The following is a 13829-nucleotide window of genomic DNA, read 5'->3' on the forward strand; positions in this document are numbered from 1 at the left end:
ATCATGCGGAGGGCATGCCCCTACCGCGGAGAGAACCATGAACCCGGCAAGGATGTGTTTGGAGAGTCTTGACCGCAGGCCCGGAATTAGAGAACAGCCAGGGTCACAAGCGGACCCATGCATCGCAGCAAACATCAGGCAGGTGGTTTCCCGCAGTCAGTTTCGTGTACTTGGGTTGTAACAGTCACTGTGCGGGCACGAGCGCCGGGGCGCCCTTGTCTTTGATCAAGAGCACCAGGAATTTCGCCGGCTGGGTGCCGCTTGTATTCCGGTCGACGACATGAACATCATCAGGGCCTTCATAGAAGGCTGTCCGGGTGTCAGTGTCACCTGTTGTCCACCCTTCAGCTGCATCACAACGGAGCCCTCCAGCACGTAAAAAAAGCATGTGCATTGTGTCGGTGGATAGCGCTCGACCCGCCGGGCGCATGCTCGACTGTGATCATCAGAGCTCCCTGCCGGGATTCTCCGGAAGATCCTTAGACATGAGTGACGTGACCTTAGGCTCCTGAGCCACCGCCGTACCGACCATGAGGCACAGAAGAACCAACGCAACGAGTTTGATCGTCATAGTCGCCTCTTTCGTTCGTTGCCCTGGAGCCGGTTGTGACAGACTGGATGTGAGTGGGGCCCGTTGGGCGGCCCACCGCCTGCACCGCTCGACACAATAGGGCTGCAGATAGGAACGAACAGCTCTGCTTCGGGTTTGCCTCGAGATTTTCAGATCGAGAGAGCACGTCAATGCCCAAGGATCTATCCCGAAATGGTAAGAGGGAAGGCACCCGCAAGCTGTTGTTGGGCGGTTCAGTCATCGCGGCCGTTGTGTTCGTGGGGCTGTTTGCATGGTTTGCAGTGCCGCAGCTGCTGGGCACAACTGACTACTTGGGTCGGCCCTCCACGGGGGCCGACAAGGGGACCGCAGCCACCACGGTAGGTACAAGTGTCCCGACGCAGCGCGAAGCGGAGAGTGCAGTCGCCAAGAATGACCCTGCTGGTACGGAAGATCGCTCCGGGGGTCGGGCGCGCAACATCAAGCAGAGTTCGCAGCCCGTCTCACTCACCCAGGAGCAGCGGGACAAGTTGCGGGCTATCTTCTCTTCCGCAGGAGGACCGAAGATAGACCGCCCGAACTTCGAGATGATGATCGGCACGTCGGTGCCCCGTCAAACCGAGCTGGCCGACCTTCCGCCAGAAGCTACCCAGGTGCTGGACGGATACTGGGGCAGCCAATATATGATAGCTGGAAAGGACCTTGTCGTAGTTGACCAGAATTCCCGGCGGGTAGCGGCAATCATCGCTGGCGTGCGCTAATTCTTCCATCCCGACGCGGGCCTGGAAGACCGCCAAGACGAGAGCCCCCTCCCCGAATCCGGCCGCTGAGCAGAGTGCCAAGCCGCATTTGAAAAAAGCTAAAAACGCTCTCTAGCGATTTCAATAGATTGGCAGTTGTTCCAAACAAGCAGCCCTCGCAGGGAGGATCAGCCCCGAAAAACCTCACCAAGTGGGTTACCCCTGACGAAGAGCGGTGAAGTCGAGAGAGATTTAAGCGGTTAAGGGTCCTAAGACCTTGGACGGCAACGAAGCCTCCGTCTTCCGTTTCCCATTTTGCGGATGAGCAAGTTTTAGGACCCGCCAGTCTAAGACCCTAAACTGTCAAGATCGGATGTGCCCCGGGGCGCGGCGCCCCACGCCTGTCGAAGCGCAGAAAGAAATTGCTCGTTTTCGCGACGATCGACGTGGGCACTTTGCTCTGGCCTCTTTGACGCTTGATCACGCGCTGTCTGCGTTGTGGTGATATCGTCGTAATTGTCCGCAAGACGCAACAGCCGTCCTTTGATTAATGGGTCTGCCTCCGCCGCAAGTTCCCGGAGGACGCGCGCTCTATTCCTGTAAAATCGATCGTCCATGCTGCGACGTCCCCTTGATAAGGGAGGTACATGACCGCATTCTCCGACCAATGACAGTAATTTAGATCACATATCTCGTTTTCACGTAGCGAGATCGCATTCACATTCTCGCAATGAAAGTTTGTTCTTGGTCGCAACGCAGAAAGTCATGATAGAAGCCCGGCACTGCCCAATATGATTCGGAGTAAGAATGGCAAAAGCTAAGAAAGTAGTCCGCCGCGCGTGGACAAAGGACGATGTTCGAACAATGAAGACGATGGCAAAATCCAAGTCAGGCGTCGCCAAGATCGCAAAAGCGTTGAAGCGGACTCCCGGTGCCACCAGCGTCATGGCTGCAAAGCTTGGCGTGTCCCTATCAACGCGCGCTTAACCCACGGTGCGACGGGCCGGGGTACGGTCTGTCGCAATTTTCACCATTCTTTCCTGCGCAAATAGAACCAGCCACGCGGCTGCACCATTCCTGACGTGACCGCGTGGCGGAACTTGTCGAGCGATTTACTGATGGTCATGCTGCGCGCGGATTCACCAGGGTGTAGCCTCGCAATGAGCGCGCGTGAATTCTCGTTGCGCGCCCGCCCGAGTTAGGATCATACGCCATCCATGGCGGAAGGGCCGAACCGCGCCGCCGGTGCATTTAATCAAGCTGACCCAGACGCGCGACGTCACGCCGTGCAAGTGGGTTCACCCAGACGAGGAGAGGTGAAAAGGGATCACACGCTAATAGGAGGTGACAGGAACGCATAGCGAACACATGCGTTATTCGCTCGATCCGCGGGAGCATCATCATGAGTAATCCAAAAAACGAACCGACCGACAACACGAAGAAGGACCCTGACGAGTGGGTCTCGGGCGACGACCCCATGACAGGCGCACAAGCGTCGTATCTGAAGACACTGTGCGAGCAAGCCGGAACGCCCGAACTGCTCAATGAGAATCTCACGAAGGCGGAGGCGTCAAGCTGATTGACGAGATGCGTGAGAGAGCCCACGTCGTTTAGAGGCCTGGACCCAAGGTGATGACGGAGAAGATTGCCCCAAACGTAGAAAAGCTGCGGGCGGGTACCCTGCTGCCGGCGGACGTTCCTTAGAGCAGTATAACTGCTGTCGAGTTTTACCTTCTATACCTCATGCTCCCATAGCAGTTGATATTTCAGCAAGCGTCGCCTTCTCAGCGTCACTGACTTGCACGCCGCCAATTCCGAATAGACCGCCACCCTCGGTCGCGGCCTCCGCAGTGCTTTGACTAATCTGGCACAGCCAAACCTTGAATGCGGCAGCTCGCCCGGAGCTTTCGCCTTGAGCAGTGCAGAAATTTTTCGCAATGACTCGATCGATGTTTTCTTGACGTCAGCTGCCTGACTAGTGGCAAACTTTGCTTTGAGGCAATCGTGTGCAGCGCGTCGTCCCTCGCCGGTCGAAAAATCCGTGCCCACAGCCTTGACCAAGGCGTTTGTGTTGGCACCAGTGACGGCCTGAGTCAGCGCACTGCCTCCTGCAAACAATTCCTTTAGTAGCCCCCAAAGCCCGCTAGGATCCGCCGCCGTGAGGGCCATGCCCGCTATCATCGGGCTCTCCAGGAGCAACGTTCCATTCCTCCTTGTTAAAACTCGCCTTGTCACCCATTGCTTCGTCCGTGGGTTAGTCTCGCTCCGTGCCGGCCCTTAGCGCCTAGCCTTCTTTCTCTTTGACCTCACCAGCCGCGATGCCTCAGCCTTATCCCTAACCTGACCTGAGTTTGCAGCCGCTGCGACGATTTGCTCGACGTACTTCTGACGTTCACGAGCAGCACGCTCCACGGAGCTTGGATCGATATGACTGGGAAGAGAAGGGATTTCTGACGTCTCAGAGAGGCGGACTTGCTCGTTATGCCGCGCAATGTGCTCGGAGGTGGGCTCGATCGCAGCGTCGGCCGCTTTGAGCGTGAGGTCCTCGACGACATCGTTGACCTTATCGACGGCCTCCTCGAGCATCGTCTTTCCCTTGTCACTCATCATGGCGTCCCCGTATGTGTCCGCGGCAACCTCCCAAGGCTCATATCAAATGTTTCACTTCCTCCGTGGTTCCCACTTCCAGCAAGCCGTTGGAGCCGCGCGGCGACTGGCGCTAGATCACCCAACATTCGTTATGCCGATTCGATGAACATACGCGGCATTCGATCTTCTGCCCGCGCCGCAAACCAATTGCAGCTATAGGAACGAACATGTCGGCAATTCATTTCTGTTCGATGAACACTGCTGTTGGCTTATTTGCCGCCGTTTGCACGACCGTTTCATATGTCCCGCAGCTAAAGAAATGCTGGGAAACAGGCTCGGCTGGGGACCTCTCGCTGAAGATGTTCCTGATCTTGGCGTTGGGTGTGGCGACCTGGATAGTATATGGGTTCCTGCAGCAGGACATCGTAATCATCATTGCTAATGCTGTGAGCCTGTGCCTGTTGCTGGGCATCCTTTATTTCAAGCTGAGAGAACACCGCAAAGCTTAACCGAAACTATCGATTGCAGAAGCGGGTTGTTGCTGGCTTTTAGAATTAGGTCAGAGCGGCATGGATAGATCGTCAGAATTGTCGCTTCCACGCTCATGACAGGTTCTGTGGCGAGCACGGTGTCAACCATCGCGCTAGGTGCACTAGCTAAGATCGGGGCAGAAACTCTTTTCAACCCACGAATTCTACGAGCCATTCCGGGTCGGTGGCTATCACGAAAGCTCAGTGGCCAGCCGAGGCCTACGGGCGGGACGTGGTATTGTTTCATCCGTCGGATGCTACCTCACCATGGCTCCGAAACACCACCCGACGTCAGTATCCGGCGACCAGGGAGCTCACGCGCTCTATAAAGCCGGCGGTGCCAACGGCATGCTGAATGTAAAGCGTGTTTCATCCTGTACGGACGTCACCGCAAGCGTGCCGCCATGTGCTTTCGCGATCTCCGACGCAATATACAGTCCCAAGCCGAGCCCCTGCTGGGACGGGCGAACCTCCCCGCGATAGAAAGGCTGAAACAGCCGCTCCATGGCCTTCTCCGAAATTGGCTGACCGGCATTCGCAACGGACAATTCAAAGCTTTGATTCCGCACCTGGCCCTCGATCCGGATAGGCGCATTCGGGGCGCCGTGGGTAATTGCATTGCCGAGCAAATTTGAGAACAGCTGCGCGATACGCGGGGCGTCGCAGTAAACCGGCGTTCCAAGGTCGAAATGCGTTTCGATGCTGCGCTCAGGATGCGCTGAGGCCAACTCGGCCACCACCTGGTCGAGCACAGGTTCGAGGGCCTGGAACGCGCGTTCGCCAAGCGTGAGGCCGCCTCCCATCCGGCCCCGCGCAAAATCCATCACGCTGTCGATCATCTTTGCCATTCTCGCGATGCTGTTTTGCATCATGGCTTCGAACTTGACCGCCTCCTCTGGCGATCTGACCTTCAACATCATGCGGGCCCCTGCCGATAGCGAGGCTAGCGGATTACGAAGGTCATGGCCCAGCACCGCAATGAACTGTTCGCGCAGTTCGGCCGTTTCACGCTCGGCCCTGAGGCTTGCTTCCGTCAGCACTCTGAGCTGTTCGCTCTGCTGATGCGCGGCTTCGGCAGCGGCGCGTGCGTCCAGCAACTCGCGTTCGAACCGTCGCCTGTCGGTCGCCCGGAAAATCGTGAGGCGCGTAAACAGAAGTCCGCCAGCTTCGTCGCGCCGCTCAACCGCATTGGCAAGCATAGGAATGCGGTTTCCCGATCTGGTCACCATATCGATTGCAAATTCGTTGAAGAAGCCTTGCATGCGCAGCAGGGGACGAACATGAGTTTCGAAGAAGATGCCTCCTGCCATGGTGAGCAGATCGGTCATCGGCTTGCCCGGTATTTCCGCCGGCTCATACTCCATCCAGGTCGCCAATGTCCGGTTAGCTTTCGCGATCCGCGCGTCGGGGCGTAGGGAAAGGTATCCGCAAGGCGCGTTCTCGTAGAGGTCGTCGAGGTCTTCGACCGGCGGCGGATCGCGATCGTGGCTGGGATCAGACAAATGCACGGATCGCCGCGATAACTTCGTCAGGCGCGCTCAGGTTCGGACAATGGCCGGTTGCCTTGAGCAGCACCAGCTCGCTGCGCGGTATGTGCTTTTGCACGTATTCACCGACTTGCTGGCCGGCGATGATGTCCTCGCTGCACTGAAGCACAAGCGTTCTCGCCGATATTCTCGGGAGATCGGCACGGTTATCGGACATGAAGGTCACGCGGGCGAAGGCCCTGGTAATCTCCGGATCGGCGCTGCAAAAACTGTTGGTCAGTTCCTCGCCGAGCTCCGGGCGGTCGGGATTTCCCATGATGGCCGGCGCCATCTGCGCAGACCAGCCCATATGGTTTTCTTCCAGAAAGGACAGCAATTCTTCGATCTGTTGCGCGCTAAATCCGCCCTTGTAGGCGCCATCGTCGATGTAGCGGGGAGAAGGGCCCACCATGATGAGGCTACCGAACATGGCAGGATCCTGGAGCGAAGCCAGAGCGCCGATCATCGCACTCACCGAATGGCCAACGAATACTGCATTCTCCAGACGCAGCTCGCGACCAATTTCGAGCAAATCGTCCGCGTAACCTTGGAGACTTGAGTATCGAGCGGGATCGTAGGCGTTCAAGTCTGAATGTCCGGCCCCGACATGATCGAACAGAACAGTTCTATAATCGCGCTCAAATTCCGGAGCAACGAAGCGCCACATGTTCTGGTCGCATCCAAAGCCATGAGCAAACACCATGGCTATTGGACCGCTACCGCGAACCTGGATGTTGTTTCGCTTTGCAACTGACATGGACGTTCCTAGGTACGAGCGTCGGCGGCCTTCATATTCAAGCCTTTGGTCCGCAATCAGCTACCGGCAAATGCAGATGGCATTCCGCCGGTGGCGGCGCCGGCCGCTGCACCGACCGCCGTCGCGGCCGACCACCCCGCCGCAACGACAGGTTCTAGCCCGCGATCGCCGATCGCGATGGCGTGGATGACCGCGCCGAGGGAGCAGGAACGGATGCTGGCATCGGCGCTGGTGTGCGCGGCACAGCGGCGCGAGTTGCGACCCGCAAGTGCTTTTCGTGCCACATCGGCATAAATACCTCGTCAGAAGACAGTCGGCTTTGCTTCATTTGCTTCCTCGACGGTTTCTGTCAGCCCAACGCGGACCTCGTGCTCGCCACTTCCTCGATTGCAGACATGACTACACCGGTTGCGGTGTGATGGATCATGTGGCCGGTTCCGGGAAGGCGGTGAAAACTGCTTTGGGCGACGTCGCGGTGCAACCGTGTCGATTGCGCATCAATGTCAACCAATCGGTCTCCGTCCCCTGCGACGATGACCACGGGCATCTTCAAATTTGCGTACTCCTCGCGAAAGTGAAATGCATCCGGAATCATAAGTGCCGACTCCGCGGCTGAAGCGCGAATCTGAGAAGGACGAAGGGCCATCTCTTTCGGGAAACCCTCAAACTTGCTAGGCACGGACCGCGGACCAAATATTTTTGTCATCAAGAACGGCCACATCACTCGGCTTACAATCGGCGAGATGGTGTGGCGCAAGATATCGCCCACTAAAGGCAGTGCGGGGGCGGATAGAGCAAGGACGTCAGGACGCAAAGTCGGATTATAATATCCCGAGGCGAGAACCAGGCCTCGGACCAGCCTCGGATATTTGAGTGCCAGCGCGACGGCGACGGAGGCGCCCCAGGAGTGCCCTAAAACGATTGCATGCGAGACGCCCAGCCGTTGAAATGCGCTGTTAATCAGCTCAGCCTGAGCTGCCGGAGTCCAGACAACATTGCGCGGCCGATCACTATGGCCAAAGCCGGGACGATCGAAAACGATAACGCGATATTTCTTGGCGGCTAAATCGATCAAACCGCTGGCTTCGAAATCCTGGATCATGCTGCCATTGCCGTGCAGCAGGACCAGCGGCGCGCCTGCGCCACGTTCGACATAGTGAAGCCGGACGCCGCCTACCTCCAGGAATTGGCCAACGGGAGGATTGTCGTTTTCAGCATTCTTTGCCAGGCGGCGGTTCACCAAGGCCAATATAGCCAAAGCTCCTGCAGTCGCGACTGCAGCTGCTGCATAAGGATGCGCTTGGGGGATCATACTTCCTTTATGGGCAAGGGATCTTAGCGAGCGGGTCCGTAGGTGGGTTGCGGTCATCGTATGCACTCTAAAGGGCGTGCACGAAATCCGGGAGAATCCAAGAAGTGTTGCCGCGCAGAATGAACAGTCAACACTCAGGTTCGTTCCTCGCGATCAGGGCTAATCTGGAGCCGGATTGAAGCAACTAGCAACACCGCAACTCAAGCGACCCAGGGCCATGGCACCCACAGACTGAGTTGGGTCGTGAGCGGACGTCCTTGCGGCTCTGGACCATCTCCGCTTTGCCTCGCCTAGCAGACATCGCGGAGAGGCGGGCGAAAAGTTTAGAGCGCAGACAGGTCATTTTACGCGTGACAAGGCGACATAGCGGAAGGCCGGCAGCGTGAATGAGCGCTGCGAAGCGCCTGGAGCCAAGCGAACTGCTTGCTACGCTAATCCGGCTGATATCCGACAGAAAATAGGCGTTCTCGACTCCACTATCCCGCTGTCGATCGGCATCGAGCACCCGTCGGATCTGATCGCGGATATCGCGCAGGCGTTACATGAGAGTTAACCAAGGTTCGGACGGCCGAACCTGGCGGTCTACCAGCGCAAAGAGCGGACTCGCGCCCCCGCTCAATGTCCGTTCGCCGGCGGGCAGCAGCCATTGCCAGCGGCGCCCCATTGCGCGAAATCGATCTGATGTGGCGAGGAGCGTCCCATTGATGGCGTAACTTTCTCTGCGAGCGCGGGCCAGATCGCGGTGACGCGCAGCGTCCGCGCTGGGTTGGGCTTCAATTTCGATTTTGGGAGACAGGCATAAGTCCCAATGCCGAAAGGATCAGTGACATGCCGGCCAGGAGAACCAGTATCAACACCGCCTTGCGAAAGGTTTCGTCGTTGATTGTTCCGTAGAGTTTGAAGCCGATCCATATGCCGGCAATCATGAACGGAAGCCCGATGCCGTACAATTTGAGGGTTCCAACCGTGTATGACCCTGAGATGAGTTGCGAGATCGAGATGATCACAAATGCCGCAAACAGCACCGGCTGAAACACGGAGCGTTGCTTGTCCCTTGACCATCCGCGCCACTGGCAGGAGATGGTTGAGATGATGCCGCCGAGACCGGTGAGGCCTCCGAGCAACCCGTTGGAAATTCCAATGGCAACGTCGGCAGGCGCGCTGATCTTCATTGGCTTTATGGGTGGGCGTACAAGGCTGTACGTCGCATACAGGACGAGCAGCACTCCGACGCCGAAACGCAGATAGGTCGGATTGATATGGGTCAGCAACACCACGCCGATTGGGATGCCGATTGCCGTACCCAGCGTAAGCGGCCAAAGGTCTTGCCAGCTCAACTCATGACGCAGTTTTGCGATGCCGTAACCTTGCGTGAGTAGCCCGTAGCCGGCAATCAAGGCGGCGGTCTGAATCGGCGTGATGATGTGCAGCCATATGCCGGACACGACCAAGCCCATCGCGAATCCGGAGAAGCCGCTGACGAAGCCGCCAAAAAATGTTGCAAGAACGAAGAGAAGTAAGAGGTTCCCATCCATGATGCTCGCTCCATAGGAAAGCGAGCAGCGCTTGCATGGGGTCACCACTTTACGGGGAGGCTGCGACATCCCCAGTCAGCACTTTATCGGCTTTGACTGCGGCCTTGCAAGGGTCGCGACAACTTAGGTTCATCTCAACCTGACGCGATAACCGCATCATCGAAGTCCGCCCATGGGGTAGCTATGGAACTTCTTCCGCTCGTGTTTCGGCGTCCTCGCTATAGGCAAACCCGGCCAAAGGCGAAGGAGACTAGCCTTCCAAAATTCATTATAAGCAATTCCTATGAGTTCCACGAAAGCCATTTAGCAGAAGGAATTTTCCCGTGTCTAACGTCGAGGAACTTCCCCTCTCAGTGCGAATGCTGACGGAGTATGAGGCACTCGTGGCCGCGAGCCCAAACGCGCTGGATGCCATCCCGGGCGCTGTTTACGTCTGTGACAAGGACGGATGGCTTGTTCGATACAACAATGAAGCCGTCGAATTGTGGGGACGCACGCCAAACGTAAGCGCCAAAGAGCGCTTTTGCGGCTCGCATCGCCTTTTCCTGATGGACGGCACGCCGCTTGCTCACGCCGATTGTCCGATGGCAACGGCTGTTCAAGTCGGTACAGCCACTCGGAATGCCGAAGTCATTATGGAGCGCCCGAATGGCTCCCGGTTTACAGCGCTCGTCAATATTCGTGCGCTCAGGGACCACGCCGGTCGCATCCAGGGCGCCATCAATTGCTTTCAGGACATCACGGAGCGCAAGCAAATCGAAGAGGATGTTCGACGAAAAACCCGGGATCTGGAGGATTTTTTCGAGAACAGCGCGGTCGGTCTGCATATCGTTGACAGTAAAGGGATTGTCCTGCGTGCCAACAAGGCGGAACTCGAGCTTCTCGGCTATCGGGCAGATGAGTATATCGGTCATGAAATCGCTGAGTTTCACGCCGACGCCCATGTCATTGGAGACATCCTTCACCGCCTGTCCTGTGGCCAGAATCTCGATCGCTACCCTGCCCGCCTGCGCGCGAAAGATGGTTCGATCAAGCACGTCCTCATCACGTCGAACAGTCGCATTGCGGACGGAAAGTTCGTCAATACGCGCTGCTTCACGACCGACGTAACCAACCTGCGTGAAGCACAGGCCGCGCGTGAGGCAAGTGATGCGCGCCTTGCCGCGACATACGAAGCCGCAAGCATGGGAATAGCCGAGGCGGACCACGCTGGACGTCTGCTCCGCGTAAACGATGCCCTTTGCAAAATCACAGGGTACTCCCGGGAACAACTGCTTCGGATGAGCTTCGCAGACTACACCCATCCGGAGGACAGGGCCGAAGATGCGGAGCTCTATTCGCGTCAGACCCGTAGCGAGATAGCGAACTATTCAATTCGCAAACGTGCGCTAAGACCGGACGGCACCATCCGCTACCTCGACGTTTTCAGCTCTTCCGTTCGTGATTGCAGCGGCAACTTCCGCTATGGCGTGCGCGTCCTTCAAGACGTGACCGATACCAAGCAGATGGAGGACCGCATTCGCGACAGCGAGCAGCATATGCGCGATCTGCTGGAAGCGCTACCAGCAGCCGTCTATACGACGGACGCAAAAGGACTGATCACCTTCTACAACAAGGCCGCTGTCGAAATGGCCGGCAGAGCGCCCCAAGCTGGCGACGAATGGTGCGTTACCTGGAAACTGTACTGGCCGGACGGCAGCCCCCTGCCGCATCATGAGTGCCCGATGGCAATTGCGCTCAGGGAAAATCGTCCGGTCATCGGCATGGAAGCGGTCGCCGAGCGCCCGGATGGCACCCGCGTTCCGTTCATCCCTTATCCCACGCCGTTGCGGGATGCGGCCGGCAATCTGGTCGGCGCCATCAACATGCTCGTGGACATCACCGAGCGCAAGCGCGCGGAGAACAGCCAAAAGGTGCTGATCGACGAGCTCAATCATCGAGTCAAGAACACACTGGCGACCGTTCAGTCCCTCGCTAGGCAAACCGCGCATCATGCGAAAAGCCTTGAAGATTTCACCGGCACGTTCGAGGGCCGGGTCATGGCACTCGCGCGCGCGCATGATCTGCTCACGAAGCGAAATTGGCAGGACGCGCCAATTGAGAAGTTGATGGAAGACATTTTCGCTGCGGTAAGGCACGACGACCGATTTATTATCGAAGGTCCTCATGTGGATATCGACGCACGCACAGCCCTGAGCGTCACAATGGTCCTGAACGAACTCCTCACCAATGCTACCAAATACGGCGCATTATCCTCATCGCAGGGATTCGTTGCAGCACGGTGGACGGTTCGGGAAGATACGGCTCGCACCCTGCTTGATTTCACTTGGCAGGAAAAGGGCGGGCCATTGGTTAAGCCGATCAAGCGCCGCGGCTTCGGCACCCGCTTGATGGAGCGCTGCGTCGAACGTGATCTGGCCGGCGAATTCGACTTAACGTTCGAACCCGAAGGCATTCACTGCCGCATGCTGATCCCAGTTGCGGGACACGCCGGGAATGGGTGATTTCTCAGGCCGCAGAGCCCTCCTGGTTGAGGATGAAGGAGCCATCGCCCTTCTTATTGAAGATATGCTCGCCGAAATTGGCTTCGACGTGGTCGCCTCGGTTGCGCGTCTTGGCGAGGCTTGCAAAGTGGCGAGCATGGAAGCGCTTGATTTTGCACTGCTCGATGTAAATCTGAACGGTGAATTCGTCTTCCCGGTAGCTCGCATTCTTAGTCAACGGCGAATTCCGTTTCTGTTCAGCACCGGCTACGGCGGGGCAGGAATTCCAGAGGAGTTTCGGCACTGTTCTGCGATTGCGAAGCCCTTTACGATCTTGCAATTGCAAGAGAAAATTCAGTCGGTGATAGTGCTTGAGTTGTAGTTCTGTGGCGCAACACCATGGCACGGACTTCCTTCTGCCTTCAGTAGCGACGGTCAGTTAACTCGGCTTTTTGTGCAACGCTCCGCTGGCAGAGGCGCCCGGGAGGGGTATGAGGGACCGCTTACGACGTTTTAGCGAATTTGCGTTACGAGCAAAAAGACATGGTTTTAGCAGGCGGATCGGATGGTCGGGTGATGGGGAATATCTCCCGAAATGTTTGGCCAGCCTCTCACAATGGAGCGGGCGCCGTTTGTCCCGCAAGATTAGCATTGCCCTAGCGCAATGGTTTGCCTCAGTATGTCGGGCCAATGATCCGAAAAAAATTGATCGATTCTGTTCGGCTAAGATTCTTCGTCCTGACGGCACCGTTTAGTACTCTGCTCGAGCACTGTCAGTGGGCAAGCACCAGGGTAAGCATGTTTGTCTCGCTTGCGCAGGCGCTTAAGCGTGCCCTCTTCGTCAATACCGGTCAGCCGGGAATAGCCCGCCACATCGGCGACTAGGATGGCAGCAAGCTTCCGGGGCGCGCTCATGACCCGTCCAAACCGGCTCGGCATTGGGTGTCAGCTTAGCACAGGATCAGCCAGCCAATGCAGTGCTAGACTCTTAGATCGCGCTCGTTCGCGAGGGTCCGGAGGCCGGCTTTTTGGCACCTTTGAGACACGACGACCGCCCAATACGTCGTTCGTTTACAGGGGAAGAGCGGAAATAGCCGGCCGAGAGCCAAAATGATGTGATTGACCCGAATGTATGGTCCGGCCGCGCGTTGCAAGAGGTTTCGTCAACCTGGCAGATGCGGTCTTGCATCAATGTATCCGGCCTCTGCTTGGAGCACAGTGCTCCGGGCCATCATGGATATCAGCGCGCATGTGATCTGGTTAGCGGACAGGCCTCGACCGGGCCATTTGGGTCACCAGTGTTCGCATGCGCCGGGAAAGACCGATTCTCCATCGTCGTCTCATCCTCTCGCAGACCTCGGCGGGTAAGGGTGTTGTTACGTCATCGATAGCTCCTCACTTCGCGCTGTTCCTTTGTTCGTGCCTGGCGGTCGTTCCTTCGTCCCGGCCTGCGCGCGCAGACGCGTCGCGCGCAAGGGGTCGTCAAGGCCGGCCGTCGTGCTGTCCTGACGTCTTGCTCTCTGCTGCCAGGCTGCGTCTTGACGGCCCCGCGCACGGCGCGAGGGTCAAGCAGGTCGGGACGCCGTCTCCTCCGTCTTGACGCTCGCGAAGGCGCGTCCCTTGTTGAGGACCGCCCAGGCAATTCGGGCGAGCTTGTTGGCGAGCGCAATCGCCAGCACGTTGTGATGCAATCGTTTCTTGGCGGCTTGGATCCAAGAGTTGAGGCCATAGCGCTCCCAACACCTGATCTTGACCAGCACAACCCACGCGGCTTGCACGAACAGCGCGCGCAGGTAGCGATTGTCCT

General features: G+C 57.6%; 11 protein-coding genes and 2 pseudogenes. 6 read left to right on the forward strand and 7 right to left on the reverse strand.

Annotated features, from left to right (window positions below):
* Positions 1-741 precede the first annotated feature (741 nt).
* The 3 genes and pseudogenes from IVA95_RS22955 to IVA95_RS22965 all read left to right on the forward strand — a co-directional run bounded on the left by IVA95_RS22955 (position 742) and on the right by IVA95_RS22965 (position 2904).
* Entirely contained in the window at positions 742-1311 is a 570-nt protein-coding gene (locus tag IVA95_RS22955; RefSeq protein WP_247512561.1) for a hypothetical protein, read from the forward strand.
* Between the two features lie 786 nt (positions 1312-2097).
* Positions 2098-2277, forward strand: a complete 180-nt coding sequence (locus IVA95_RS22960) for a hypothetical protein (protein ID WP_247512562.1) — start codon at positions 2098-2100, stop codon at positions 2275-2277.
* Positions 2278-2692: 415 nt separating this feature from the next.
* Positions 2693-2904: pseudogene (locus IVA95_RS22965) on the forward strand (DUF3072 domain-containing protein).
* Between the two features lie 120 nt (positions 2905-3024).
* On the opposite strand, the gene IVA95_RS22970 reads toward IVA95_RS22965, so the two are convergent.
* Both IVA95_RS22970 and IVA95_RS22975 read right to left on the reverse strand, forming a co-directional pair.
* On the reverse strand, positions 3025-3471 hold the full coding sequence (locus IVA95_RS22970; RefSeq protein WP_247512564.1) for a hypothetical protein: 447 nt from the start codon (positions 3469-3471) through the stop codon (positions 3025-3027).
* 96 nt (positions 3472-3567) lie between these two features.
* On the reverse strand, positions 3568-3897 hold the full coding sequence (locus IVA95_RS22975; RefSeq protein ID WP_247512565.1) for a hypothetical protein: 330 nt from the start codon (positions 3895-3897) through the stop codon (positions 3568-3570).
* 209 nt (positions 3898-4106) lie between these two features.
* Between IVA95_RS22975 and IVA95_RS22980 the strand changes: the two genes are divergently transcribed.
* Positions 4107-4388 (forward strand): SemiSWEET transporter, encoded by a 282-nt coding sequence (locus tag IVA95_RS22980; RefSeq protein ID WP_247512566.1) that lies wholly within the window; start codon positions 4107-4109, stop codon positions 4386-4388.
* Between the two features lie 344 nt (positions 4389-4732).
* On the opposite strand, the gene IVA95_RS22985 is transcribed toward IVA95_RS22980, so the two are convergent.
* From IVA95_RS22985 to IVA95_RS23005, 4 genes are all read right to left on the reverse strand, one after another.
* On the reverse strand, positions 4733-5911 hold the full coding sequence (locus tag IVA95_RS22985) for a HAMP domain-containing sensor histidine kinase (protein ID WP_247512567.1): 1179 nt from the start codon (positions 5909-5911) through the stop codon (positions 4733-4735).
* Positions 5904-6692, reverse strand: coding sequence for an alpha/beta hydrolase (locus tag IVA95_RS22990; protein ID WP_247512568.1), 789 nt, complete (start codon positions 6690-6692; stop codon positions 5904-5906). Before IVA95_RS22990 ends, IVA95_RS22985 begins: the two co-directional genes overlap by 8 nt.
* Before the next feature lie 349 nt (positions 6693-7041).
* Positions 7042-8004, reverse strand: coding sequence for an alpha/beta hydrolase (locus IVA95_RS22995; protein ID WP_247512569.1), 963 nt, complete (start codon positions 8002-8004; stop codon positions 7042-7044).
* A gap of 773 nt (positions 8005-8777) precedes the next feature.
* Positions 8778-9539: a sulfite exporter TauE/SafE family protein gene (locus tag IVA95_RS23005; protein WP_247512570.1), complete on the reverse strand. Its 762-nt coding sequence runs from the start codon at positions 9537-9539 to the stop codon at positions 8778-8780.
* 323 nt (positions 9540-9862) lie between these two features.
* On the opposite strand from IVA95_RS23005, the gene IVA95_RS23010 reads away from it, so the two are divergent.
* A complete protein-coding gene (locus IVA95_RS23010; protein WP_247512571.1) occupies positions 9863-12043 on the forward strand; it encodes a PAS domain S-box protein in 2181 nt (726 codons plus the stop codon).
* Positions 12036-12404, forward strand: coding sequence for a response regulator (locus IVA95_RS23015; protein ID WP_247512572.1), 369 nt, complete (start codon positions 12036-12038; stop codon positions 12402-12404). Before IVA95_RS23010 ends, IVA95_RS23015 begins: the two co-directional genes overlap by 8 nt.
* A gap of 1183 nt (positions 12405-13587) precedes the next feature.
* Here IVA95_RS23015 and IVA95_RS23020 read toward each other — a convergent pair.
* Positions 13588-13829: pseudogene (locus IVA95_RS23020) on the reverse strand (IS110 family transposase); the annotation flags it as partial.

Source organism: Bradyrhizobium sp. 157, assembly GCF_023073815.1.
Classification (GTDB): domain Bacteria; phylum Pseudomonadota; class Alphaproteobacteria; order Rhizobiales; family Xanthobacteraceae; genus Bradyrhizobium.

Excerpts from the sequence above, each read along its gene's own strand:
- IVA95_RS23015 (WP_247512572.1), top strand. The coding sequence starts at position 12,036 with ATGGGTGATTTCTCAGGCCGCAGAGCCCTCCTGGTTGAGGATGAAGGA.
- IVA95_RS22980 (WP_247512566.1), top strand. The coding sequence starts at position 4,107 with ATGTCGGCAATTCATTTCTGTTCGATGAACACTGCTGTTGGCTTATTT.
- IVA95_RS22970 (WP_247512564.1), bottom strand. The coding sequence starts at position 3,471 with ATGATAGCGGGCATGGCCCTCACGGCGGCGGATCCTAGCGGGCTTTGG.
- IVA95_RS23005 (WP_247512570.1), bottom strand. The coding sequence starts at position 9,539 with ATGGATGGGAACCTCTTACTTCTCTTCGTTCTTGCAACATTTTTTGGC.
- IVA95_RS22955 (WP_247512561.1), top strand. The coding sequence starts at position 742 with ATGCCCAAGGATCTATCCCGAAATGGTAAGAGGGAAGGCACCCGCAAG.
- IVA95_RS22960 (WP_247512562.1), top strand. The coding sequence starts at position 2,098 with ATGGCAAAAGCTAAGAAAGTAGTCCGCCGCGCGTGGACAAAGGACGAT.
- IVA95_RS22975 (WP_247512565.1), bottom strand. The coding sequence starts at position 3,897 with ATGAGTGACAAGGGAAAGACGATGCTCGAGGAGGCCGTCGATAAGGTC.
- IVA95_RS22995 (WP_247512569.1), bottom strand. The coding sequence starts at position 8,004 with ATGATCCCCCAAGCGCATCCTTATGCAGCAGCTGCAGTCGCGACTGCA.
- IVA95_RS22990 (WP_247512568.1), bottom strand. The coding sequence starts at position 6,692 with ATGTCAGTTGCAAAGCGAAACAACATCCAGGTTCGCGGTAGCGGTCCA.